Source organism: Flavobacterium sp., assembly GCF_027531705.1.
Classification (GTDB): domain Bacteria; phylum Bacteroidota; class Bacteroidia; order Flavobacteriales; family Flavobacteriaceae; genus Flavobacterium.
The window spans coordinates 85,735-109,929 of sequence record NZ_JAPZSP010000008.1 but is presented as its reverse complement, the minus strand read 5'-3'; the positions used below and the strand labels follow the sequence as shown (position 1 = coordinate 109,929).

The following is a 24,195-nucleotide window of genomic DNA, read 5'->3' as shown; positions in this document are numbered from 1 at the left end:
TATGTTTGTCACAGTAAAATTTTAATCATGCAAAAGTTAACAAATAAAGAAGAAGAAATCATGCAAATTTTATGGCGTCTTAGAAAAGCGTTTGTAAAAGAAGTCATGGCAGAAATCAAAGAAGATCAACCGCATTACAACACACTTTCAACCATTATAAGAAATTTAGAAGAAAAAGGATTTGTAAGTTATAATGCCTTCGGAAATACACATCAATATTATCCGATTGTAAAAATGGAAGAATACAGAAAACGTTTCATGAATACAGCAATCGAGAACTATTTTGATAATTCATATAAAAATATGGTGTCATTCTTTGCCGAAGAACAAAAAATATCGGCAGAAGAATTAAGAGAAATTATAGCAATAATCGAAAAGAAATAAGTTATGGACGCACTACTAATTTACTTATTGAAATCAAGTGGTTTGCTTGCAATGTTCTACTTGGCGTATATTTTGTTTATGCAAAAAGAAACTTTTTTTACAAGTAATCGTTGGTTTCTAGTAAGTGGATTACTAACATCTGCTGTCTTACCTTTATTTTTTATAACCAAAATCATTTTTGTCGAACCAAAACCTATTGCAACTTTTCATCCAATAAATACGAATTTAAAATCTCCAATTCAAGCCATTACTCCTACTGAAACGATTGATTGGATGCAAATTGGTTGGATAGTTTACGGCATAATTGGTTTGTTTTTAGTCTTCCGAATTTTGACACATTTGCTTTCTTTATTTCAGTTTTTAAATAAGAAGCAAGTTATTGTAAATAAACCATTTGCGCTAGTTGATGTAAAAGAAGAAATTAATCCATTTTCATTTTTCAAATACATTGTTTTTAATTCAAATAAATATTCGGAAACTGAACTAAACACTATTTTAAATCATGAAAAAGTGCACAGTCGTGAGAAGCATTCAATTGATGTTTTACTTGCAAAATTATTTTGCTCCGTTTTTTGGTTCAATCCGTTTGTTTGGTTATACAAAAAAGCGATTTTACAAAATTTAGAATTCATTGCTGACCAAAAAGCAATTCAAAATATAGAAGACAAAAAAGTGTACCAGCTTACGCTTTTGAAAGTAGTGACTGATCAACATTGCTTTCCGATTACCAATAATTTTTATCAATCATTAATCAAAAAACGAATTGTTATGTTAAACAAAAATCAATCAAAAAAAGTAAATTCTTGGAAGTATTTCTTAATCATTCCAGCATTGGTCGGATTTGTATTTTTATTTCAAATAAAAGTACAAGCACAAGAAAAAGAAAATAAATCGACAGTTGAAAAAACTACTTATGAAGTTACAACTGAAGCTATTATTGACAAAAATACTGGCGACAAAGAATTGAAAGAAATTTCAAAAACATTAAAGAAACAGTATGGTATCCAAATGGAATTTAAAAATGTAAAACGTAATTCAAAAAGCGAAATTACAAGTATTACTGCCATTTGGAACAATCATAAAGACACGAACGGAAATCATATCGTTGAAAGTGACGAACCGATTGAACCATTTAAATTCATAGCTAGAAAAGAAAAAAATGGAGTTTCCACACTAAACTTTAGTTCAAATGATGGCGAAAGTTATTTTGATGCTGTTGCATACGCAGATTTTCCTGAAATGCCCGAAGCACCTGAAGCACCAGAGGCTCCTGAAATGGCTGAAATGCCAGAAGCTCCAGAAGCACCTGAATTTCCTGAAACACCAAATGTTAAAATTCCAACTGATCCAAACGATACCAAAGCTTGGAAACGATATGAGTTAGAAATGGAAAAATTTGCTAAGGCATGGGAAAATAGTGATGAAATAAAAAAATATGAAGCACAAATGGAAGCTTACTCCAAAAAAATGGCAGCTATGCAACCAGATATGTCAGCATTTGAAGCAAAAATGAGAAAATTTGAAGCTGAAATGGAAGTTTTCAACGAAAAAATGGAGAATTACCAAGAAGCTTTAAGAGACAAACAAGATGCGGAGAGAGAAGCTTTACGAGATAAAAAGAACAATAATTAATCTCTGATTTGTTAATAAACGTGAGTTCGATATAAGCTATTTAAAATTAAACACGAATTGCTCGAATTTACACGAAATATATTTTAATTTTTAAATTTCACGAATTAAAATCTGATTTATCAGATTCAATTGGTGTAATTATTTCATCTTCAATTCGTGTCAATTTGTGCAATTCTTGTAAAAAGGTGAATATTTTTTTGGTTTTATATCTAACTCACGTTAATAACTAAAAAAGACTACTTAAATTGAGTAGTCTTTTCTATTTTTGTAAAAAACTTTACAATGTTTAAACTTTTAGCAAAACTAAACAAACTAATTCTGCCTAGTTTTACCAAACAACAATTGGATCTAGCCAAAGCAAAAAAATGGCAAATGGCTATTATTGGTTGGCGTTATTATGTAACGTGCCGAGCAATCAATTAGTACGTTATGGCTGCGAAAATATTTTTGCTTCCTAATTTTTCTCTTCCGTTTAAGAAACTTAATTCCATCAAGAAATTGCATTGAACAATTTCACCACCTAATCGTTCCACCAATTCGCAAACCGCTTTTGCAGTTCCACCAGTTGCTAAAACATCATCATGAATTAAAACTCTTTCGCCTTTTTTAATGGCGTCAATGTGAATTTCTAAAGTATCGGTACCATATTCTAAATCATAATCGGCAGAAATGGTTTCGTATGGCAATTTATTTGGCTTTCTTACTGGAATAAAACCAGCATTTAAAGCTTCAGCTAATAAAATTCCGAAGAAAAAACCTCTGCTCTCTACTCCTTTTACCTTGTCTATTTTCTGATTTTTGATTGTTGAAAGTAATAAATCTAACGTTTCTTTACGCGCAATTGGGTCAATTAGCAATGGAGTTATGTCTTTAAAACCTATTCCAGGCTTCGGAAAATCCTGAATATCACGGATGTATTTTTTAAGTGGCATTTTTTTTACTTTAAAATTAATTTTGGTTTGCAAGTTAAGCAATTATAACTATATTTGCACCCACAAAAAGGCCTCGTGGCGCAACTGAATAGCGCATCTGATTACGGCTCAGAAGGTTACTGGTTTGAATCCAGTCGAGGTCACTTAAGAATGAAAAGCTCTGATTCCCATCAGAGCTTTTTTTGTGGCTATTTTTTAATATTGAGTTTACTCAAAAAAAAAAAAAATAGTCACAAAAAAAGTTTTTCAATCTCTGATTGAAAAAGACTTTTCATTACCACTACGGTGCTTATTCTGGAATAACGAAGTTAATCCAGTCAAAATAACAAATAAATTGAATACAAAATCCAATTCGTAAAAAACTTAAAAATAAAAAACTCTGATAGAAAAAGACTTTTCATTACCACTACGGAGCTCATTCTGGAAAAACGAAGTTAATTCAGTCTATTAAATTCAATATAAACACTGGTTTTTTTATTTCATAAATATTCAATAATTTAGCCACACAAACACTATACACAAACAAACAATGAAAAATACAGCATTAGCACACATTCACGAAGGTTTAGGAGCAAAAATGGTTCCGTTTGCAGGTTACAATATGCCTGTTCAATATGAAGGCGTAAACGCAGAACACGAAACCGTTCGTAATGCAGTAGGCGTTTTTGATGTTTCGCACATGGGAGAATTTCTTTTGACTGGCGAAAATGCGCTTGCTTTGATACAAAAAGTAACTTCTAATGATGCTGCAGTACTTGAAATTGGAAAAGCACAATATTCTTGTCTTCCTAATGCTGATGGCGGAATTGTAGATGATTTAATTGTTTATAAAATAAAAGAAGAGCAATATTTACTTGTCGTAAATGCTTCAAATATTGAGAAAGATTGGAATTGGATTTCAAAACACAACGATTTGGGTGTTGAAATGAAAAACCTTTCTGACGATTATTCATTACTAGCTATTCAAGGACCAAAAGCAGTTGAAGCTATGCAATCATTGACATCAATTGATTTGTCTGCTATCAAATATTATCATTTTGAAGTAGCTGATTTTGCTGGAATTGAGCATGTAATTATTTCGGCAACTGGTTATACAGGTTCTGGTGGATTTGAAATTTATTGCAAAAATTCAGAAGTTGAACAAGTTTGGAACAAAGTTTTTGAAGCTGGTGCAGCTTTCGGAATCAAGCCAATTGGTCTTGCTGCTCGTGATACTTTGCGTTTAGAAATGGGATTCTGTTTGTACGGAAATGACATCAACGATACAACTTCTCCATTAGAAGCTGGTTTGGGTTGGATTACCAAATTCAATAAAGAATTTACTAATTCTGCTAACTTAAAAGCTCAAAAAGAAGCTGGTGTTTCTCGTAAATTAGTTGGTTTTGAGATGGTTGATAGAGGAATTCCTCGTCATGACTACGAAATTGTAGATGAAAACGGAAATAACATCGGAATCGTAACTTCGGGAACGCAAGCACCAAGTCTTGGAAAAGCAATTGGAATGGGTTATGTAAAAACTGAATTTTCAGCTGTAGATTCTGAAATTTACATTCTCATCAGAGATAAAAAAATTGCAGCTAAGGTTGTAAAAATGCCATTCTATAAAAAGTAATTACATGAAAAGCTATTTATCAACTATACTAACTCTGTTTTATTTAACTTCCTACTCTCAAAATAAAGTTTTAAAAATCAACGCCCTCATGATTCCTTTAAACGGAATTGAAATTAGCGCTGAATTTTCAAATAAAAAAGGGAATACTGGTCATGAATTTGTAATCTTAACAGGCAAAGCGCCTTCTTTTGACAGTCACCAAAAATACAATCAATTAGGAATAGAATATAGGATGCGTAACTATATTTTTAACCAAAGAAAATTAAATGGATTTTACATTGCTGCTCCTGTTTTAAATTATATAAAATTTGATCGCCAAGTTTATAACATTGATAATAAAATAGAGGTTGTTGGAATTGGAGGATTAGGTGGCTATCAGTTTTTTTTATTAGAAAATGAGAAAACAAATTTAACTTTAGATATAGCCATTGGAGGCAATATAATTTTACCAATAAATGAAATTAATGAATTTGATAATGAAAATTCTGGCTTGGTATTGCTACCTAAATTTCTAAGATTCAATTTAGGAATTGGCTATGCATTTTAATTCTATTTTTTTTAAACAGCATATCGCACTTATTATATTATTTACATGCTCATATATTTCATATGCACAAAGCGATAAAAATGCGTGTAGAACTTTATTGCAGATTAATAAACTCATTCAAGAAAATCATTATAAACCTAAACCGATAGATGATAGTTTATCGGTTTATGTTTTCGACACTTTTTTAGAAAAATTAGACGAAAACACCATTTTATTTCTTGCTCCTGAAGTTGAGGAACTAAAGAAAAACAGGCAAAACATTGATGATAACATCAAAAAGTTAAATTGCGGTTTTCTGAAAGAATTCTATACTTGCTATTCTAAAAGTATTGATCGATTTAGTAAAATAATTGCCGAAATTAAAGCTGAACCATTTGCTTTTTCTAGCAAAGATTCCATTATTTTTTCGAATAAAACTTTTCCTTATTCTAAAGATGAAAAAGATTTAAAATATGTTTATCAAAAAAGAGTGCTGTTCAATGTTTTAAGAGACATTTCAGAAGTTAGCACCAATAAAGATTCCATTATTGCCAATTTTGATAAAATTGCAACCAATTCAAAAAATAAAATCATAGAATCGTACGAATGCAAAACTTCTGACTATACGCTTTCTGAAAAAGAATTTGAATCGTTATTTTTCTCAACATTTTGCACCTATTTTGATCCACATACCGATTATTTTTCGCCTTCTGAAAAATCCCAATTTTTATCGACTGTAAGTTCCGACAATTATAGTTTTGGTATTCAAATTTCGCTGTCAGATGATAATGTATTAACTGTAGATGAAGTTATTACAGGAAGTGAAGCTTACAAATTGGAAAAAATCAGCAATGGAGATACGGTTGTAAAAGTTAAGGTTAAAGAAGATGAATTTACAATTGCATGTTCATCAATAAAGAAAATTGAAGAAGTTTTTACATCGGGCGAAATCAAAAAAGCGGAATTTACTTTTCGTAAAAAAAGTGGTGAAGTTTATACAATTGAATTGTCTAAAGAATTGCTAAAAGACTTTGAAAACAATGTTTACAGCATGATCATCGAAAAAGATGGAACAAAAATGGGTTATATCAAAATCCCAAGTTTCTATTCCACTTTTGAAGATGGGCTTTCTAACGTAACGGACGATGTTTTGGAAGAAATTTCGAAATTAAAAAATGACAAGGTTACTGGTTTGGTACTCGATTTACAAAATAATGGTGGTGGTTCTATGGGTGAAGCTATTCGTCTAACACAAACTTTTATCAAAAAAGGACCAATTGCCATTATGGCGGATAGAGAACGAAAATTTGAAGTGGTAAAAACAGCTCCAGTTGGTGTTTATTATAACGAACCAATTGTTGTTTTGGTAAATGGTTTTTCAGCTTCTGCAAGCGAATTTTTCACCAATGCCATTCAAGATTATGACCGTGCAATCATTGTTGGTAGCACAACTTATGGTAAAGCAAGCATGCAACGAATTTATCCTATAACGTATGATAATGAGTCGTTTGTAAAATTAACTATCGAAGAATTTTATAGAATTACAGGGCAAACTAATCAAAATATTGGTATTGTGCCAGATGTTGCTATTCCTACACTTTTTGACAAGCAAGTTCCAAGAGAAAAAACCAATATAACAGCAATTGAAAATGATTTTATCAAGAAAAATGCGAAGTTCAAAAAATTCGATTTTAGCAACAAACAAAGTATTTTAGATAAAAGCCAAGAAAGATTAAATAGCAATTCATACATCAAAGAAATTTCTAATCTAAATGTTGAAATTAATAAGTTGTACGATGATAAATTTCCGAATTTGAAATTGAATTTGGATACTGTTTTCAATCAAGTTCAAAAAATAAATTCATTATGGAAACAAGTGGAAGATTTTTCAAAAAAAGAAGTTGAAATTGCAATTCAACCGACAGCTTATGACAATAATCTTATACAAAAAGATGAATTTTTATTGAATTTGAACAAAGAAAAAATAAAAGCAATCAAACAAAATATACAAATTATTGAAGCGTCCAATATTTTGTTTGATATTCTAACAACTAATTCAAAATAAACGAATTAAAGGTTTGAAAAAAATACTACTTTTACTCTTATTCCCTATTTTTAGTATTGCCCAAAGCGATAAAAATCCATGTGAAACGTTATCATTAATTTCAAAACTAATTAAAGAAAATCATTTTAAACCAAAACCAATTGATGATAGTTTATCGGTTTATGTTTTTGATACTTTTCTAGAAAAATTAGACCCAAACAACTCCTTATTTATTAGTTCCGAAATTGTTGAATTGAAAAAACACAAATTCAAAATTGACAATTATATAAAAGATGGAAATTGCTCTTTTTTGGAGCTCATTTACAAAACCTATAGTAAAGCCATAGCTAGACATCAATCTATTATTGAATGGATTACGAAAGAATCAATTCCTTATTCAAGCAATGAAGTAATCTCGTTTAGCAAAAAAAGACTTCCTTACCGCAAAAGTGAAAATGAACTAAAATTATTGTACAAAAAAAGAATTCTTTTTAATTTGTTAACCGATATATCTCAAACTAGTACAAACAAAGATTCGTTACTCACTGTTTTTAAGCAAATTGCCGATTCAACAAAAGTAAAAGTGCTTGAAAATTACGATTGCGAAGCAAAAAATATGTTAATTGAAAAAACCGAATTCAACTCTATTTTTTACAATGTCTTTTGCTCCTATTTTGATCCGCATACTATGTTTTTTTCTAATAGTGAAAAGTCAGATTTCTTATCATCATTAAGTTCTTCCAATTATTCATTCGGATTTAATGCCAATCTTAGTGAAAAAAATGAATTATCAGTAGTTGAAATTATTCCCAACGGTGCTGCCTATTTTTCAGATAAAATTGAAGTTGGCGATATCATTCAAAAAATTAAAATTGACAATGTTGAATATGCCGTTAATTGTAGCAATAATAAAATTATAGATGAAAAACTAAAATCATCTGAAACAAAAAATGCTATTTTCACTCTAAGAAAAAAAAGTGGCTCTATCTATTCGGTAGAATTGTTCAAGCAATTAATGCGTGATTATCAAAATAGTGTTTACAGTTATATTATTGATTATAAAGGCAATAAAACTGGTTATATAAAAATTCCAAGTTTTTATTCCAAATTTGAAAATGGAAAAACCAATGTAAGTGATGATGTAAAAAAAGAAATTTTAAAACTAAAAGAAGATAAGATAAACAGTCTAATAATTGATCTCGAAAACAATACAGGTGGTTCGATGCAAGAAGCATTTAAGCTATGTAATCTATTTATCAATGCACCTGTTTTAGGAATAATTAGGTATGCAAAAAATGAACCTGTGCTAATTCCAAATGAGAAATCAAAAGCAATTTTTAATGGCTCAATTGTAATCATTACTAATGGCTATTCTGCTTCAGCAAGTGAACTTTTTACCAATGCAATGCAAGATTACAACTTGGCATTGGTTGTTGGAACAAAATCGCATGGAAAAACTAGTATTCAAGATATTTTTGAACTAAAAAATGAATCAAACGATTTTATTAAAATAACAATTGGAAAATTTTATAGAGTCAACGGAAAAAGTAGTCAATATTCTGGTAATAATCCGACTATCAATATTCCTTCGGTTTTTGATGATCAGTTTACAAGAGAAAAAAACGCTAAAACAGCACTAAAAAACGAAAGTATTGCCGGCTATCTTGATAATAAAAGTTATCCTTTAAGCGAAAAACAAAAGGAAATTATTAAAACCTATACTACTAAGTACAAAACCGATGCAAGTATTCAGAAAATAACAAAACTAAAGACTAAAATAAATACGATTTTTGGTGATAATTTAGAGCCTGTTAAACTAAATTTCAAATCTGTTTTTGATTATTTAAACAATTATGCATCACTTTGGAAAGAAATAAAAATTTTAAGCGAAAATGAGTATGATTTTACTATTTCAAATACTAGTTTTGATTTAGAAAAGAATAAAAACAGTGACTATTTTTCAAATATTAACAATGTTAACATCAAAAATATCCAAACAAACTTTACGATTTTTGAAGCCACAAAAATTATTGGCGATTTGAAATAAGATTTTTACAGAATTTATTTTATAACAATGTAAATATTCTATTTTTGCAGTCTCAAAATTATATAATAAAAAAATACTCATAGAAATGGGAAGAGCGTTCGAATTTAGAAAAGGTAGAAAAATGAAGCGTTGGTCAGCAATGGCTAAAGCATTTACTCGCATTGGAAAAGATATTGTAATGGCAGTAAAAGAAGGCGGTCCGAATCCGGAAGCAAATTCTAGATTAAGAGCTGTTATTCAAAATGCCAAGTCGGCTAATATGCCCAAAGAAAACGTAGAACGCGCTATCAAAAAAGCTACCGATAAAGATACCGCTAACTACAAAGAAGTTTTATTTGAAGGTTATGCTCCACACGGAATTGCACTTTTGATAGAAACAGCCACTGATAACAATAACAGAACAGTTGCTAATATTAGAAGTTATTTCAACAAATGCAACGGAACAATGGGAACACAAGGTTCTGTAGAATTTATGTTTGACCATACTTGCAATTTCAGAATTCCTAAAGGTGAATTAGATCCTGAAGAATTAGAATTAGAATTAATCGATTTTGGTGCAGAAGAAGTTTTTGAAGACGAAGATGGAATCTTAATTTATGCGCCATTTGGAAGTTTTGGCGCTATTCAAAAAGAATTAGAAAATAGAAATATCGAAATTTTGTCTTCTGGTTTTGAAAGAATACCACAAGTTTTGAAAAAACTAACTGCTGAACAAGTTGCAGATGTAGAAAAACTATTAGAAAAAATTGAAGAAGACGATGATGTACAAAACGTATATCACACAATGGAAGAAGAATAAAATTCAAAATCAACATATAAAAAAACTCTCAATTTCTTGAGAGTTTTTTTATATTTTTAGTTAATCATGATTTTCAATGCTCTTATAAGCATCAATGACTTTCTTAACCAATCTGTGACGGACAATGTCTTTGTCGTCAAGATAAATAATTCCAATTCCTTCTACATCTTTTAGAATTAAAATGGCTTCTTTTAATCCCGAAATAGTTCTTCTTGGCAAATCAACTTGTCCTGGATCGCCCGTTATCATAAACTTGGCATTTTTACCCATACGAGTTAAGAACATTTTCATTTGAGAATGCGTTGTGTTTTGTGCTTCGTCCAAAATTACAAAAGCATTGTCTAACGTTCTTCCACGCATAAAAGCCAACGGTGCAATCTGAATTATTCCTTTCAATATGTAATCTTCGAGAGTTTGCGGTGGCAACATATCGCGCAAAGCATCATATAATGGTTGCATGTATGGATCTAACTTTTCTTTCATATCACCAGGCAAGAAACCAAGATTTTCTCCAGCTTCAACAGCTGGTCTTGTTAAAATAATTCGCTTAACTTGCTTTTCTTTTAATGCTTTGACTGCTAAAGCAACACCTGTATACGTTTTTCCTGTTCCAGCTGGACCAATAGCAAAAACCATATCGTTTTTATACACATAATCAACCAATTTTTGCTGATTAGGTGTCAACGCTTTTATGAGCTTTCCTCCTATTCCATGAACCAAAATCTTGTCGTGGTCTGGCATACGATGTTCTTCGTGTGAATTGCTTTGAATTACTCTATCAATAACATTGGTATCAATATTATTATAACGAGTAAAATGTAACATTAATCGGTTAAAACGGTTTTCAAACTCATCTAATTCTTCTTTTTCACCAAAAGCTTTTAGTGTCGTTCCTCGCGCCACTATTTTTAGCTTGGGATAATATTTTTTAATTGTTTCAAGATGAGCGTCTTGTGCACCCCAAAATTCTTTTGGAGCGATGTCGTGTAATTCAATGATACGTTCGTTCAAATGGAAGTGGTTTTTAATTATTTTTTTTACTAATTATTAGTAGCTTTGCAATCATTTCAAATTTAATGATATTAGTTAGCCAGATAAGTAGGCTATTCATATAGTTATAAACAAATTTATGTCAATAATTACCCTTACAACCGATTACGGACTTAAAGACCATTTTGTTGGTGCTTTAAAAGGGAAAATCTTATCTGAATTTTGGGATGCAAAAATAGTTGATATTTCTCATGACATTGACGCCTTCAACATTACTGAAGCAAGCTATATATTAAGTTCAGCCTATACAAGCTTTCCAAAAGGAACGGTGCATTTAGTTGGTGTTGATATCGAAAGAAGCAAGGAAAATCAACATATTGCCATGCAGTGGAACGACCATTATTTTGTTTGCGCCGACAACGGAATATTGAGCATGCTAATTCAAAAAATTGTACCTCAAAAGATAGTAGCGATTAATATTCACGATAGATTATTGCCACAAGCGACTGATATGGATGTTTTTGTAAAAGTTGCTTGTCACCTAGCAAAAGGTGGTTTACTGAATGTTATTGGCAAAGAAATCAACGAAATAAAAGATATAACCGACCTAAAACCTGTTGTGTCTGACGATAAGAATACTATAAAAGGTTCTGTTATTTATATAGATAACTTCGGAAATATCGTTACAAATATCACCAAACAATTGTTTTTGGAAGTTGGAAAAAACAGACCTTATGAAATAATTTTGAATGAAAAATACGCTTACGCCAAAAAAATAACTTTAAAAACTATTTTTGCAAAATATTCCGATATTGCCAATGCTGGAAATTATGGTGTGAAAAATTATGAAGGTGAAAAGTTAGCTGTTTTCAACGAGGCTGGTTTTCTTGAAATAGCTATTTTTAGAAGTAATGCGTCAACCGTTGGAACTGCCTCTAGTTTATTAGGAATTGGATATAGAGATTTTATTTCAGTAGTGTTTAAATAAAAAATAAATTATGCTCATACGAATAGTAAAAATGTCTTTTCATGAAGAAAATATTCCCGCTTTTTTGGAGAATTTTGAAATAATGAAAGATCACATACGAAATTCACCAGGGAACCGTTTTCTTGAGTTGTATCAAGATAAAAACAATCCTTGTATTTTCTTTACCTATAGTTATTGGGAAACCGAAAATGATTTGGAAAATTATAGAAAATCAGCGCTTTTTGACGAAGTTTGGACTTTTACCAAAAAGTTATTCAACGACAAACCAGAAGCGTGGAGCGTAGATAAGTTAGTTTCGCTAGTTTAAAATTGTTTAACTTAGTTTAAAGTTGTTTCGAATCAAACCATTTTAAACTTTTAAACACTTAAACTTTTAAACAAATAAAAATATATGAAATCAATAGTTTTAAGAGAAATTAAATCCTTTTTTGGTTCGCCGATAGGTTATTTGGTTATTGCCATTTTCCTGTTGCTCAACGGATTATTCCTTTGGGTTTTTCAAGGTGAATACAATATTTTGAATTCAGGATTTGCCGATATGACACCGTTTTTTACCATTGCACCTTGGATTCTTATTTTCCTGATTCCAGCCGTGACAATGCGCAGTTTTTCTGATGAAAAGAAACAAGGTACAATCGAGCTTTTACTAACAAAACCTTTGTCTATTTGGCAAATTGTAAATGGTAAATTTTTAGGTGCCTTTCTATTAATCGTAATTGCGATAATTCCAACATTGGTGTATGCTTACATTCTTTACGGATTGGGTTTACCCGAAGGAAATATCGACTTGGGAAGCACCTTAGGTTCGTACTTTGGATTGTTATTCCTAATTGCAGCTTATTCTGCTATCGGGATTTTTACTTCAACTATATCTGAAAACCAGATTGTTGCTTTTATTATTGCTGTTTTCTTGTGCTTCTTTTTCTATTTTGGTTTTGATGGAATTTCAACACTTATTGCCGGATTTGAAGACTTAATCGCTTCTCTTGGAATGAAAAATCACTTTCAAAGTATGGGTCGCGGTGTTATTGATACTAGAGATGTTATCTACTTTGTATCCATCACGGCTTTGTTTCTTTCGTTCACTGTTTTTAAACTTAAATCTTTGAAATCGTAATGAAAGTAACTACTCAAAATAATTTAAAGAAATTAGGACTTATTGTTGTCGGCTTACTAGCAGCAAATATCATTGGAAACTTCTTTTTCTTTCGTCTTGACTTGACGCAAGATAAACGATATACACTTTCTAAAACTTCATTATCAATTCTAGAAGAAGTGAAAGAACCGCTTATTGTTGATGTTTTTCTTAAAGGTGATTTTCCTGGTGAGTTCAAAAAATTGCAAACCGAAACGCAGCAGTTGTTAGAAGAATTCAAGGCTTATAATCGCGATATTACATTTCAGTTTGTAAATCCTATAGAAGACGAAACCGAACAAGAAGCTATCATGCAATCGTTTATGGAGCGTGGTTTGACGCCAATTAATGTTTCAGTAAACGAGAAAGGTAAACAATCGCAAGCTATGGTTTTTCCGTGGGCTATTGTTACTTACAAAGGCAAAAGCACCAAAGTGCCGTTGCTAAAAAACCTTATGGGTGCTTCTACTGCTGAGAAAGTTAATAGTTCAGTGCAACATTTGGAATACGCTTTTGCGAATGCTTTTAACACTGTTGTAAAAGACAAACAGAAAAAAGTAGCCGTTATCAAAGGAAATGGCGAAATGCATGACTTGCTAATGGCTGATTTTATCAAACAAGTACGAGAGAATTATTACATTGGAACTTTTACTTTAGATTCTGTTGCTAAAAAACCACAAGAAAGTTTGGCTTACCTCAAAAAATATGACTTGGCAATTATTGCAAAACCAACAGAAAAGTTTTCTGATGAAGAAAAACAAGTTTTAGACCAATATATTGTAAATGGTGGAAAAACGCTTTGGTTAGTAGATCAAGTCAATATGGAAATGGATAGTTTATACAACGATTCAGGAACTTCTTTGGCATTTCCTAACGATTTAGGCTTGAATGATATGTTCTTCAAATATGGTATTCGTATTCGTCCAGATTTGATTAAAGATGAATATGCAACACCTATAAAATTAGCTACTGGACAACAAGGAAGTTCGACTCAATATACGCAGTATTTTTGGAAATATTCGCCGCTTATTTACCCAACTCTAAATCATCCGATTGTAAAAAATATTGACGGAATCAAATTTGAATTTGCAAATCCAATTGAAATTCTGAAAAATGATATTTCTAAAACGGTTTTGTTGTCATCGTCTAAACTTTCAAGACCAGTTGGAACGCCTGTTGAAATAAGTCTGACAAGTGTAACCGAAGAACCAAATCCGGGTGAATATGCCAACAAAGGTATGATGCCAGTTGCCGTTCTTTTGGAAGGAAAATTTCATTCGATGTATGAAAACCGTGTGTTGCCTTTTGATGATAAAACATTTGCCACGACTGGTAAAGCTTCCAAAATGATTGTGATTTCCGATGCTGATGTTGCCAAAAATCAATTGGATAAAAATTTCCAACCTTTAGAGCTTGGTTATGATAAATGGACAAGTGTGTTGTATGGAAACAAAGATTTTATGATGAATTGTGTAAATTATCTTTTAGACGATAACGGACTTATTAACATTCGAAGCAAAGATGTAAGCCTGCCAATGCTTGATGTAGAAAAAGTACAAGAAAATTATACAAGCTCCCAAATCCTAACAGTCGGACTTCCAATTGTAATTTTGGCACTATTTGGACTTCTATTTACATTTTTGAGAAAAAGAAAATATGCTAATTAATGTTGATAAAATTCTTTTTAATATAAGCAAGATTAGAATATATTTGTAGCTATCAAAAAAAGTAAACCCGTTTTTACTTTTTTTAAAATATAAAAAACAAGAAAGATGAAATTTATAGTATCGAGTTCGTACTTATTAAAACAACTTCAAGTATTAGGAAGCGTTATTAACAGTAGTAATACCTTACCTATTTTAGATAATTTTTTGTTTGAATTAGACAGCAAAACCTTAACTGTTTCAGCTTCTGATTTAGAAACAACCATGTCAGCAACTTTAGAAATTGAATCTAAAAGCAAAGGAAGCGTTGCTGTACCTGCCAAACTTTTATTAGAAATCTTAAAAACATTTCCTGAACAACCGTTAACTTTTACAGTTGAGGAAAATAGCACTATCGAAATTAGTTCTAATTCAGGTAAATATGCATTGGCTTATGCACCAGGTGAAGAATTTCCTAAATCTGTTAGTTTAGATGATCCTTCCACTACTCTAGTGCCTGCCGAAGTGTTAGCAACTGCTGTTAGCAAAACTATTTTTGCTGCTGGAAACGATGATTTACGTCCAGTAATGTCGGGTGTGTTCTTTCAATTTTCTCCAGAAGGATTGATTTTTGTAGCAACAGATGCTCACAAATTGGTAAAATATGCTCGTACTGATGTAAAAGCGTCTCAAGTAGCTGATTTTATTATGCCTAAAAAACCTTTGAATATTCTAAAAAGCATTCTAGGTGCTTCTGAAGCGGAAGTTAAAATAGAATATAACGATGCAAATGCTACCTTCTCTTTTGAAAATTATGTATTAATGTGTCGATTGATTGATGGTAAATATCCTAATTATGAAGCGGTTATTCCAAAAGAAAACCCTAACAAATTGATGATTGATAGAGTTCAATTCTTGAATTCTGTTCGTCGTGTGGCTATTTTCTCTAATAAAACTACCCACCAAATTCGTTTGAAAATTGCAGGAACAGAATTGAATATTTCTGCCGAAGATATTGACTACTCTAACAAAGCAGAAGAAAGATTGACTTGCGATTACCAAGGTGATGATATGCAAATTGGTTTCAATTCTCGTTTCTTGACTGAGATGTTAACCAACTTACAATCAGACATGATTATGTTGGAAATGTCAATGCCAAACCGTGCTGGTATTTTAACACCAGTTGACGGATTGGATGATGGCGAAACCGTAACCATGTTGGTAATGCCAGTAATGTTGAATAACTAGTATCTTAACTAACCCAACCATAGCAAAAACCTTCCCGATTTATTCAGGAAGGTTTTTCAGTTTTTAGTAATGAAGTTATTGATTTTATTCGTGAAGTGCTAAAATTGGTATATCACTTGTATAAGACAATTTTTCCGTAAAACTTGAGCTGAAAAGTGACTCAAAGAAGCTTCGTTTGTAGGTTAGCATAGCTAGAATATCTATTTCTTGGCTGGCTATAAATTCTAATATAGTTTCTTTTACCTCATCGCTCGGTAAGATGAAGAATTGAACTGGTTCATTTTTAAAATAATCTTTCCAGTCATCAAAAGTGGCTTCTGTATTGTCGCTTTCTTTTGTGTTTACGTACAAACATTTTACTTTAGCATTGGTTTTTTTAGCAATAGCAATAACTTGTTTCAATGCATCTCTATCTTTTTCTCTGAATCTTGTGGTGAAACCAATTGTTTCTATTTTAGTAAATTTTGCTTCTAATGGTACACTCAAAACTGGAACACCTATTGAAGTAATGACTTCGCCAGTGTTGGTTCCCATAAACATTTCTTTCCAGCCTGTTGCTCCTGAAGTTCCCATTACAACAAAGTCGATTTTATCTAATTTAATACATTCTTTGATGTTGTATATCAAACTTCCATCCATCAATCGGTGTGATAGTTTTATATGTCCTAGGTTTCTCTCTTCGGCAATGGCTCTCAAGGCTGGCAATTCGTCTTTAAATTTCTCAAATTTAGAAAGCTCTATAGTATCGAAAAGAGTTTGATAATTCTCTGGAAAAAATTGATTATCAACAATTGGCAACTCAAATGTGTGTAGCAATATAACTTCGCCATGAACAATTTTTGCCAATTCTAAAGCGTGCACAAAAGCGTTGTTGGCTACTTTAGAAAAATCGGTTGGAAATAGAATCTTTTTCATAATTAGTAAGTATTGGATTTAATACTATAAAGTTAGTCTATCTCTGATCCAAAAAACATGATAACCATCATATTCACAATAATTTAACATTGATTTGATGTTAGAAGCGAATTGAAGTTATAGACACCAATTACACTAATTAGCACAAATTAGAATTACTTATGCTATTATTTTTGAACCATATAAAGCATATAAGGTATTTAAGATGGAGAAAATTCGTGAAATTTTTATGCAGCATAATTCGTGTAAATTGGTGAAATTCGTGTGAAATCCATTTGTAATTCGTGTGAAACTCATGTGAAATTCGAGTGGAATTCTTGTGGAATAAATTCTTTTCTAAATTAGTATCTTTGTCAAAAATTAGGATTATGATTTCACACGAAACGATTGTTGCTTTGGCTTCTCCATCTGGAGCTGGTGCTATTGCTGTTATTAGAATCTCTGGAGAAAAGGCGTTGGCTATTGCCTCTCAGGTTTTTCAATCGGTTTCGGGTAAGGATATTACTAAGCAGCTAACGCATACTATTCATCTTGGGCATATTGTAGAAGATGGCAAAGTGTATGATCAGGTTTTGCTTTCTATTTTTAAAGGTCCTAATTCTTATACGGGTGAAGATGTAATTGAGATTTCGTGTCACGGTTCTACTTTTATACAGCAGCAGATTATTCAATTATTGCTTCGTAAGGGTTGCAAAATGGCACAGGCTGGTGAATTTACCTTGCGTTCTTTTTTGAACGGGAAAATGGATTTATCGCAGGCAGAAGCGGTGGCCGATTTGATTTCGAGTGATAATGAAGCTTCTCACCAAATTGCTATGCAGCAAATGCGTGGTGGTTTTAGTAACGAAATTGCCAAATTACGTGGCGAATTGCTAAACTTTGCCTCGCTTATAGAACTCGAATTGGACTTTGCCGAAGAAGATGTTGAATTTGCCGATAGAACCCAATTTAAAGAGCTTTTAAACCGTATTGAATTTGTACTAAAACGTCTTATCGACTCTTTTGCGGTTGGAAATGTTATCAAAAATGGGATACCAGTGGCGATTGTTGGTGAACCTAATGTTGGTAAATCAACTTTGTTGAATGCATTGCTCAACGAGGAACGCGCTATTGTTTCGGATATTGCAGGCACAACGCGTGATACTATTGAAGATGAATTGGTTATAAACGGCATTGGTTTTAGATTTATAGACACAGCCGGTATTCGTGAGACTAAAGATGTGGTGGAAAGTATCGGAATTAAGAAGACTTTTGAGAAGATTGAGCAAGCGCAGGTGGTTTTGTATATTTTGGATGGAAGCTGGATGATGGAAGCTGGAAGTTTGGAATCGGTGAAAATTGAGTTTGAGAAAATTAAGAACAAATTTCCTTTAAAACCTATTGTAGTTCTAATTAATAAGGCAGATTTACTTTCTACTGAAGACAAAAACAGTATACAATATACAATTGACAATATACAATTCTTAAGTGCTAAGGAAAAAACAGGTATTGACGAACTTAAAAACACTTTGCTTTCTTTTGTGAACACTGGTGCATTGCGCAATAACGAGACTATTGTGACCAATACGCGTCATTATGATTCGTTGTTGAAGGCTTTGGAGGAAATACAAAAAGTGCAGTTTGGCATACAGTCTAATCTTTCGTCTGACTTGATGGCAATTGATATTAAGCAAGCACTTTATTATTTTGGCGAAATTACAGGCGAAGTCACTAATGATGAGTTGCTTGGGAATATCTTTGCTAACTTTTGCATTGGTAAATAAGAAAGTCTTTGTTGATAATTAGCTCTCGCGGAGCATTATCGGTAAGGCTTCTGTTGATGATAAAGTTGGTTTCTTTCATGTTGGCTGGCAAGTAATCTTTATTGTGGGCACTGATTGCTATTGCTCACTATCTAGTTTACTCAAGAGTATATTTACCTAATCTTAGAATACATAAAAAAATTAAAGATGCAACTTGTAAGCTATAATCAGAATATTCCATAAAACAATGCGCTACATTGTTTCGAATATTTTTTCCTCTTGAGGTAAAAGTCATTTTAAATAACTCAATGTCTTTTTTAGAAAAATACTTTTGTATGATTTCATTTTCCAATAATTCTTCTAAAAGTTGTTCTTTTATTTCCCCTTTATGATCTTTACTAGTGTTACCACCTGAAAGTTTAATAAAATCTCGCATTGCACCTTCAAACTTAAGCGTTAATGAATCGATAGATAGTATAAAGTTATTAACTCTATTTGTGTTTAAAAGAACTGATAATTCATGTTGAGCAAATAGATTATGTAAACCTGGTGCTAACAGACTTAGCCAAGAAGAATTTTCATCTATTTCATTTGCGGAAATACTTCTTTTTGTTTTTTGTCCATACCAGCTATGTGCTTCTAAAAAAGAAAAAACTTTATAGTAATTCAATTTTCCCGAAATTATACCTTGAGTGAAAACTTTCAAAAATAATGGATAGCATTGTATGTTATGTGCAATAATATAACTTTGAAGAAATTGCTTGTCAACTTTTTCTTTATCACTTAAAACTTTAAAATTTGTATTAATATCAAATGTTGTTGTACTAAAAAGATACATTAAAGAGTTTTTTATTCGTCCTTCAACAGTTTTTTTAATAACTTCAGAATCAACTAAAATATCTTCATTAATTGAAAAATATGAAAGGATTTCCTCAGTAGAAAGTTGAAGTAAATATTTAGTTTTTAGATTTAAATATTCATTAAATTTTTGAGCACTTTCATCATTAAGAGGAATACTAATTTTATTTAACTTAACTTTTGTTTTCAAGCGATTATACTCACACATTGCTTTGTCATATTCTACAAGTTCTTTAGCTTGTTTTAAATACATAGCTTTGTTTCCCAAGTATGTTATTTTGATGAAGTCTTCGTCGTTTGGATGTTGCTCTAGGATTAAATCTTCATTTTTCGCGAAAAGCGAATAAATTTCCTCGGGAGATTTTCTAATTTTTCTATATAAATGTAAAAAAGTATTTAAGTTATTTTGATTCATAGAATATGATACAGGATTCTTTAACTCAACGTAAGTTTCAAGACTATTAGCTATTTGGGTTAATTCACTTTTCTCAATTATATTATGATGAAGAGCTTGAGCTAATATTTCTCCTTTTATCCAAATCGGCATTTCTTTTAATAATTCCGTAATAAACTCCCTAACTTTTTCAATGTCTAATTTGGTTGTTTTGGAAATATATAAAATTGCCGAAATAAGAATTGTAAATTCTCGACTTTCTTCGGCTTTAATTTCGTTAATGATTTTAGAATAATTTTCAAGAGCACTTTCAGCAAATTTTTTATGCTTAGTTTTCTTCCAAAGAATATGAGCATATCTTGATTTTAACCAACTATTATTTGATTCTTCTAAACGAATTTTTAAGTATTCATATTCTTTTGCATTAAAATTCAATTCATCAGATACATTCCCTTTTATATCAGTCACTAAGGCATTTGAAATTAATTTTCCATTGTTTAAATTAAGAAAAAGTACTTTTCTTTCAGTAATGATATTATCATCCCAATTACCCTCTTTTGGTAAAACCTCTTGTAGTTCTTTTTGAATATTCCAAATACTCAAAGATTTAAAATTTTCTAATGAGTTATAAAATTCAGGATTTGAAGATGATGTCATTTTTTGTTGTTGGTTCTAAAGCTTGCTGCTAACTTATAAATAAACAGAACTAAAACAAATATTCACAGAAGTTAATAAATGTCTATTGTAGCATATTTCTCAAAATTACCAAAAAAACTATTACCAACCACATTTCTTGTAAGATTTATTTACTTAAAATAGGTTTTGTAGTAAATACGAGGTTTGAGATTTGTAATTTGCGAATTTGGATTTATTTCTTTTACACTTGCCCTTTTCTGGGAAACTCGGGTTTCCATGGTCCAATATTAATTATTCTTTGAATGTGTATTAATGTTTTATTTGATTGTAACTTCAAATTGACTTTATAAGAACGTGCACCCGTGTGGATTGTATCAATATCGATAGAAAATTTTCCATTCAATGCACTTTCTTTGGAAGATAGTATAACATATTCTTTAGTATCATTTTCTTTAATCCTTTTGAAACTTGCACTTATAGTATCACGGTGTAAAAAAATTGAATCAGACATACTATTGATGCTAACTTGGTATTTTACATCATAATAGTTGTCTATTTCGGCAGGATAAATTTGTTTTTGGTTTAGAATAATCTGTTTGGCTGTCCAATCTCCGTCAAGATTAGGTTCATCTGATTTGTTGAACAACACAAATAGCAATGGAACCACAATAAGAACTACAAATATGATTTTAAAAAATTTCATTTTCTGTCTATTTTAGAGCTATTGTGGTTAATCTAGAAACAACATGAATTATTAATTCTTGCTGGCATTCAACTTGTGATAATAAACATAAGAAACCGCTAAAATCCCTAATACAACAAATGGGAAAAATGTTTGTCCGTTTACGCCATCAACTGCTCCGTGGCTAATGGCTGCAAAAAGAAAATTGAAAGTAAAACCTGCATAAGCCCATTCCTTTAGTCGTTTGGGAACTTGTGGAATAACTAATATCAAAACACCTAAAATTTTGAAAACCACCAATACGTTTCCGAAATATTCGGGATATCCTAAATGTCTTATTCCTTCTTTAGCCAATTCTGTTTGCGAAGTCAAAGCTGGCATTACGCCTTCAAATAAAGCGATAAGCGTTGTAGCTGTCCAAAATAGTATTTTTTCTTTTTTCATAGTTGTTAAGTTATTGGTTAGATTCGTTAACTATTACAAATATAAAAAAAATAGTTTTGGATAAATGATATAAGTATTTAACGTGAGTTCTATAAGATTTTTATAGGTAAAGACACGAATTGCACGAATTTACACAAATTATAATTTTAATAATTAAATTTCACGAATTAAAATCTGATTTATCAGATTCTATTGGTGTAATTTTCCTTCTTCAATTCGTGTTAATTAGTGTAATTCGTGTAAAAAGGTCAATGTTTTTTTTGGCTTTTATATCGAACTCTCGTTACTTAGCTTTACTTCCAAAAACAACTACTTATCAAACTTCTTGTTTTTCAACAAATTACTCGCTGTTTGGTAATAAGAAACCGTTTCGTTTACTAAATCATCACGTTGCTTATCTAAAGGCGTTTGCTCAAAGTAAATTTGAAAATCGGTTGAAATAGTTCCTTTTGGCTGTAACTTCAATTGGAATTGTTTTACTTTTTGCTTTGGAGAAAGTATCGTTAAAACATTGTCTTTTAATAATCCTAAATCTTGGTAGGTTGCCATAAACGCTCTTGGTTTGTAATCATCTTTCAAAACATCTTGCCCAAAAAATTTAGTTTGGTAGTTGAAATTCAAAAGTCCAAATAAGGTTGGCATCAAGTCAATTTGTGATATCATTTTGTTGCAAACAGACGGCTGAATAAATCCTGGTGCATAAATCATAGCTGGAATACGGTATTTATCAAGTGGCAATTGAACATGCCCCGAACTTGAAGCGCAATGATCGGCAACTATAAGGAAAACAGTATTTTTGAACCAAGTTTGTTTTTGCGCCATTGCAAAAAATTGTTTCAAAGCATAATCAGTGTATTTAACGCCACCTTCACGCATTTTGGCATGCGAATCGATATCTATTTTACCTTCAGGATACGTAAATGGTCGGTGGTTGCTAACCGTCATCCAATGATTAAAAAAAGGTTTTCCAGTTTTGGCTTCTTCGTTCATAATCGCAATCGCTTTTTTAGCCATGTCTTCATCGCAAACGCCCCAAACATTAGAAAAAGTAATTTCGTCTGGTTTCAATGTTTTCTTGTCCACAATTCCGTAACCATTTCCACTGAAAAAGTCTTCCATATTGTCGAAATAAGCATCGCCACCATAAAGAAAATTAACGCTATACCCTTTTGTTTTAAAAACATATCCTGTTGAAAATTTGTTTTTATTGTCTTTGCGTTTCACTACACTTTCGCCAGCTGTTGGTGGCAAACACAGCACAACCGACTCTAAACCTCTAATGGTTCTATTTCCAACAGCATATAAATTGGAAAACTGTAGGCTTTGCAAAGCCAAACTGTCTAAAAAAGGTGTTATGTTTTGTTCATTTCCGTAGGCTTTTAGAAAATCGGCACTCAAACTTTCAATGGTTATAAGCACCACATTTTTACGAATTTCTGGATTGGTGCTTTGAATAGTTCTAGCTGAAAAATTAGGTGTAATTGCTGGAATTTGTTTTTGTAACAACGCAAAAGCTTCCGTTTCTGGTAAGGTTTTGTAGAATTTGTCATAATCTAATTCGCTGTTCATAAACGCCAAGTAAAAACGATACATTCCGTTGGCTTGCAATTCGTTAGCAAAAACATTATGCGACGTTTCTTGTTTAGCCAAAACTGGAATTAAAAAAGTGGCAGCAATAAAGAGCACAATGTAAACTCCAAGTGATTTTATTTTTTCGGTAAATGAAGGTAAATTATCTAAAAATGGTTTTGAGCGTTTTACAATGAAATACGATACTATCAATGTAACAACTACAACACTTGTAAACAAAGGAACAACTGGATAAGACTCCATAATATTTTTGATAACTTCGTTGGTGTAAACCAAGTAATCAACAGCTATAAAATTGTAACGAACACCAAATTCATTCCAAAAAAAGAATTCACTAATTGCATTTTGAATAATTACCAAAGCAAAAATGAAAACCGCTATTGAAAACAAAACCAAACGCAGTTGTTTTCTCCATTTAGGCAAGAACAATAAAAATCCGAATAAAACGGTTTTTAGACCGATAAATGCGATTCCGATTTCGGGTAACGAACCGCCGTATTCATGCAAAATAGATTTTCCTGAAAGTGTATATAGCAATAATCCAACTAGCAATGCAAAAATGATATAACCCCAAGGTTTGTTGTATTTTGAATCAGATAAAAACAGTAAATACAACCACAAAAAAGCACTTGCAACAATAAAAACCAATAAATCAGATATAAAACCTGTTAGAAATACTTTTACTATTTCGCCAAAAGAAAAACTAGATTGCGTAATTGGATGAAATAGTAAAATTAAACGTAGAAATAAACTTGAAACTATATATAGAATTCCTAAATTATAGAAAGGTGAATGTTTTTTAAAAAATTGCATAATGTTAATTTAACACAAATGTAACTTACAAATTAAGATACCAACTATCATAGTAACTTAATATTTGCTTAAGAACTATTATCATTGAAATATTTGCACGAGATTTGCGTTAAATTGTTATGAATTAATTCTATTAAAAAC

General features: G+C 31.3%; 21 protein-coding genes and 1 tRNA gene. 15 read left to right on the top strand and 7 right to left on the bottom strand.

Going from position 1 to position 24,195, the window contains the following annotated elements:
* Positions 1 to 27 precede the first annotated feature (27 nt).
* From O9267_RS03675 to O9267_RS03665, 3 genes are all read left to right on the top strand, one after another.
* Complete coding sequence (locus O9267_RS03675; protein ID WP_298176100.1) at positions 28 to 384, top strand: BlaI/MecI/CopY family transcriptional regulator; 357 nt, start codon at positions 28 to 30, stop codon at positions 382 to 384.
* A 3-nt stretch (positions 385 to 387) separates the two neighbouring features.
* Positions 388 to 2,016 (top strand): M56 family metallopeptidase, encoded by a 1,629-nt coding sequence (locus O9267_RS03670; RefSeq protein ID WP_298176097.1) that lies wholly within the window; start codon positions 388 to 390, stop codon positions 2,014 to 2,016.
* Between the two features lie 282 nt (positions 2,017 to 2,298).
* On the top strand, positions 2,299 to 2,439 hold the full coding sequence (locus O9267_RS03665; protein ID WP_298176095.1) for an SsrA-binding protein: 141 nt from the start codon (positions 2,299 to 2,301) through the stop codon (positions 2,437 to 2,439).
* On the opposite strand, the gene O9267_RS03660 is transcribed toward O9267_RS03665, so the two are convergent.
* The gene (locus O9267_RS03660) at positions 2,436 to 2,948 is read right to left on the bottom strand and encodes an adenine phosphoribosyltransferase (protein WP_298176092.1); all 513 of its coding nucleotides are present in this window, start codon (positions 2,946 to 2,948) and stop codon (positions 2,436 to 2,438) included. The genes O9267_RS03665 and O9267_RS03660 overlap by 4 nt on opposite strands.
* 69 nt (positions 2,949 to 3,017) lie before the next feature.
* On the opposite strand from O9267_RS03660, the gene O9267_RS03655 reads away from it, so the two are divergent.
* The 6 genes from O9267_RS03655 to O9267_RS03630 all read left to right on the top strand — a co-directional run bounded on the left by O9267_RS03655 (position 3,018) and on the right by O9267_RS03630 (position 9,976).
* A tRNA-Arg gene (locus O9267_RS03655) sits at positions 3,018 to 3,091 on the top strand.
* Positions 3,092 to 3,477: 386 nt separating this feature from the next.
* Positions 3,478 to 4,560 (top strand): glycine cleavage system aminomethyltransferase GcvT, encoded by a 1,083-nt coding sequence (gcvT, locus tag O9267_RS03650; protein ID WP_298176090.1) that lies wholly within the window; start codon positions 3,478 to 3,480, stop codon positions 4,558 to 4,560.
* Between the two features lie 4 nt (positions 4,561 to 4,564).
* Positions 4,565 to 5,107 carry a DUF3575 domain-containing protein gene (locus O9267_RS03645; RefSeq protein ID WP_298176088.1) on the top strand — a complete coding sequence of 181 codons (543 nt, stop codon included), beginning with the start codon at positions 4,565 to 4,567 and terminating at the stop codon, positions 5,105 to 5,107.
* A 97-nt stretch (positions 5,108 to 5,204) separates the two neighbouring features.
* On the top strand, positions 5,205 to 7,151 hold the full coding sequence (locus O9267_RS03640; protein WP_298176084.1) for a S41 family peptidase: 1,947 nt from the start codon (positions 5,205 to 5,207) through the stop codon (positions 7,149 to 7,151).
* A gap of 13 nt (positions 7,152 to 7,164) precedes the next feature.
* Positions 7,165 to 9,177: a S41 family peptidase gene (locus O9267_RS03635; protein WP_298176081.1), complete on the top strand. Its 2,013-nt coding sequence runs from the start codon at positions 7,165 to 7,167 to the stop codon at positions 9,175 to 9,177.
* Positions 9,178 to 9,262: 85 nt separating this feature from the next.
* On the top strand, positions 9,263 to 9,976 hold the full coding sequence (locus O9267_RS03630; RefSeq protein WP_298176078.1) for a YebC/PmpR family DNA-binding transcriptional regulator: 714 nt from the start codon (positions 9,263 to 9,265) through the stop codon (positions 9,974 to 9,976).
* A gap of 60 nt (positions 9,977 to 10,036) precedes the next feature.
* Here the strand turns inward: O9267_RS03630 and O9267_RS03625 are convergent, their stop codons facing one another.
* Complete coding sequence (locus O9267_RS03625) at positions 10,037 to 10,987, bottom strand: PhoH family protein (protein ID WP_298176075.1); 951 nt, start codon at positions 10,985 to 10,987, stop codon at positions 10,037 to 10,039.
* Positions 10,988 to 11,105: 118 nt separating this feature from the next.
* Here O9267_RS03625 and O9267_RS03620 point away from each other — a divergent pair, with 118 nt between their 5' ends.
* The 5 genes from O9267_RS03620 (at position 11,106) to dnaN (ending at position 15,980) form a co-directional block, all read left to right on the top strand.
* A complete protein-coding gene (locus O9267_RS03620) occupies positions 11,106 to 11,954 on the top strand; it encodes an SAM-dependent chlorinase/fluorinase (RefSeq protein ID WP_298176072.1) in 849 nt (282 codons plus the stop codon).
* A 10-nt stretch (positions 11,955 to 11,964) separates the two neighbouring features.
* Positions 11,965 to 12,261 (top strand): antibiotic biosynthesis monooxygenase family protein, encoded by a 297-nt coding sequence (locus O9267_RS03615; RefSeq protein ID WP_298176069.1) that lies wholly within the window; start codon positions 11,965 to 11,967, stop codon positions 12,259 to 12,261.
* Between the two features lie 84 nt (positions 12,262 to 12,345).
* Positions 12,346 to 13,071 carry a gliding motility-associated ABC transporter permease subunit GldF gene (gene gldF, locus O9267_RS03610; RefSeq protein WP_298176066.1) on the top strand — a complete coding sequence of 242 codons (726 nt, stop codon included), beginning with the start codon at positions 12,346 to 12,348 and terminating at the stop codon, positions 13,069 to 13,071.
* On the top strand, positions 13,071 to 14,756 hold the full coding sequence (gene gldG, locus O9267_RS03605) for a gliding motility-associated ABC transporter substrate-binding protein GldG (RefSeq protein ID WP_298176064.1): 1,686 nt from the start codon (positions 13,071 to 13,073) through the stop codon (positions 14,754 to 14,756). Before gldF ends, gldG begins: the two co-directional genes overlap by 1 nt.
* A 105-nt stretch (positions 14,757 to 14,861) precedes the next feature.
* Positions 14,862 to 15,980 carry a DNA polymerase III subunit beta gene (gene dnaN, locus O9267_RS03600; RefSeq protein ID WP_298176061.1) on the top strand — a complete coding sequence of 373 codons (1,119 nt, stop codon included), beginning with the start codon at positions 14,862 to 14,864 and terminating at the stop codon, positions 15,978 to 15,980.
* Between the two features lie 84 nt (positions 15,981 to 16,064).
* Here the strand turns inward: dnaN and O9267_RS03595 are convergent, their stop codons facing one another.
* Entirely contained in the window at positions 16,065 to 16,895 is an 831-nt protein-coding gene (locus O9267_RS03595) for a universal stress protein (RefSeq protein ID WP_298176059.1), read from the bottom strand.
* 368 nt (positions 16,896 to 17,263) lie between these two features.
* Between O9267_RS03595 and mnmE the strand changes: the two genes are divergently transcribed.
* Positions 17,264 to 18,658, top strand: a complete 1,395-nt coding sequence (gene mnmE / locus O9267_RS03590; protein WP_298176056.1) for a tRNA uridine-5-carboxymethylaminomethyl(34) synthesis GTPase MnmE — start codon at positions 17,264 to 17,266, stop codon at positions 18,656 to 18,658.
* 136 nt (positions 18,659 to 18,794) lie between these two features.
* On the opposite strand, the gene O9267_RS03585 is transcribed toward mnmE, so the two are convergent.
* The 4 genes from O9267_RS03585 to O9267_RS03570 all read right to left on the bottom strand — a co-directional run bounded on the left by O9267_RS03585 (position 18,795) and on the right by O9267_RS03570 (position 24,054).
* Positions 18,795 to 20,546 (bottom strand): DUF4209 domain-containing protein, encoded by a 1,752-nt coding sequence (locus O9267_RS03585; RefSeq protein ID WP_298176053.1) that lies wholly within the window; start codon positions 20,544 to 20,546, stop codon positions 18,795 to 18,797.
* 220 nt (positions 20,547 to 20,766) lie between these two features.
* The gene (locus O9267_RS03580; RefSeq protein ID WP_298176051.1) at positions 20,767 to 21,228 is read right to left on the bottom strand and encodes a hypothetical protein; all 462 of its coding nucleotides are present in this window, start codon (positions 21,226 to 21,228) and stop codon (positions 20,767 to 20,769) included.
* A 51-nt stretch (positions 21,229 to 21,279) separates the two neighbouring features.
* The gene (locus tag O9267_RS03575) at positions 21,280 to 21,651 is read right to left on the bottom strand and encodes a DoxX family protein (protein ID WP_298176048.1); all 372 of its coding nucleotides are present in this window, start codon (positions 21,649 to 21,651) and stop codon (positions 21,280 to 21,282) included.
* A gap of 309 nt (positions 21,652 to 21,960) precedes the next feature.
* Positions 21,961 to 24,054 carry an LTA synthase family protein gene (locus tag O9267_RS03570; RefSeq protein ID WP_298176046.1) on the bottom strand — a complete coding sequence of 698 codons (2,094 nt, stop codon included), beginning with the start codon at positions 24,052 to 24,054 and terminating at the stop codon, positions 21,961 to 21,963.
* Between the last annotated feature and the right edge of the window lie 141 nt (positions 24,055 to 24,195).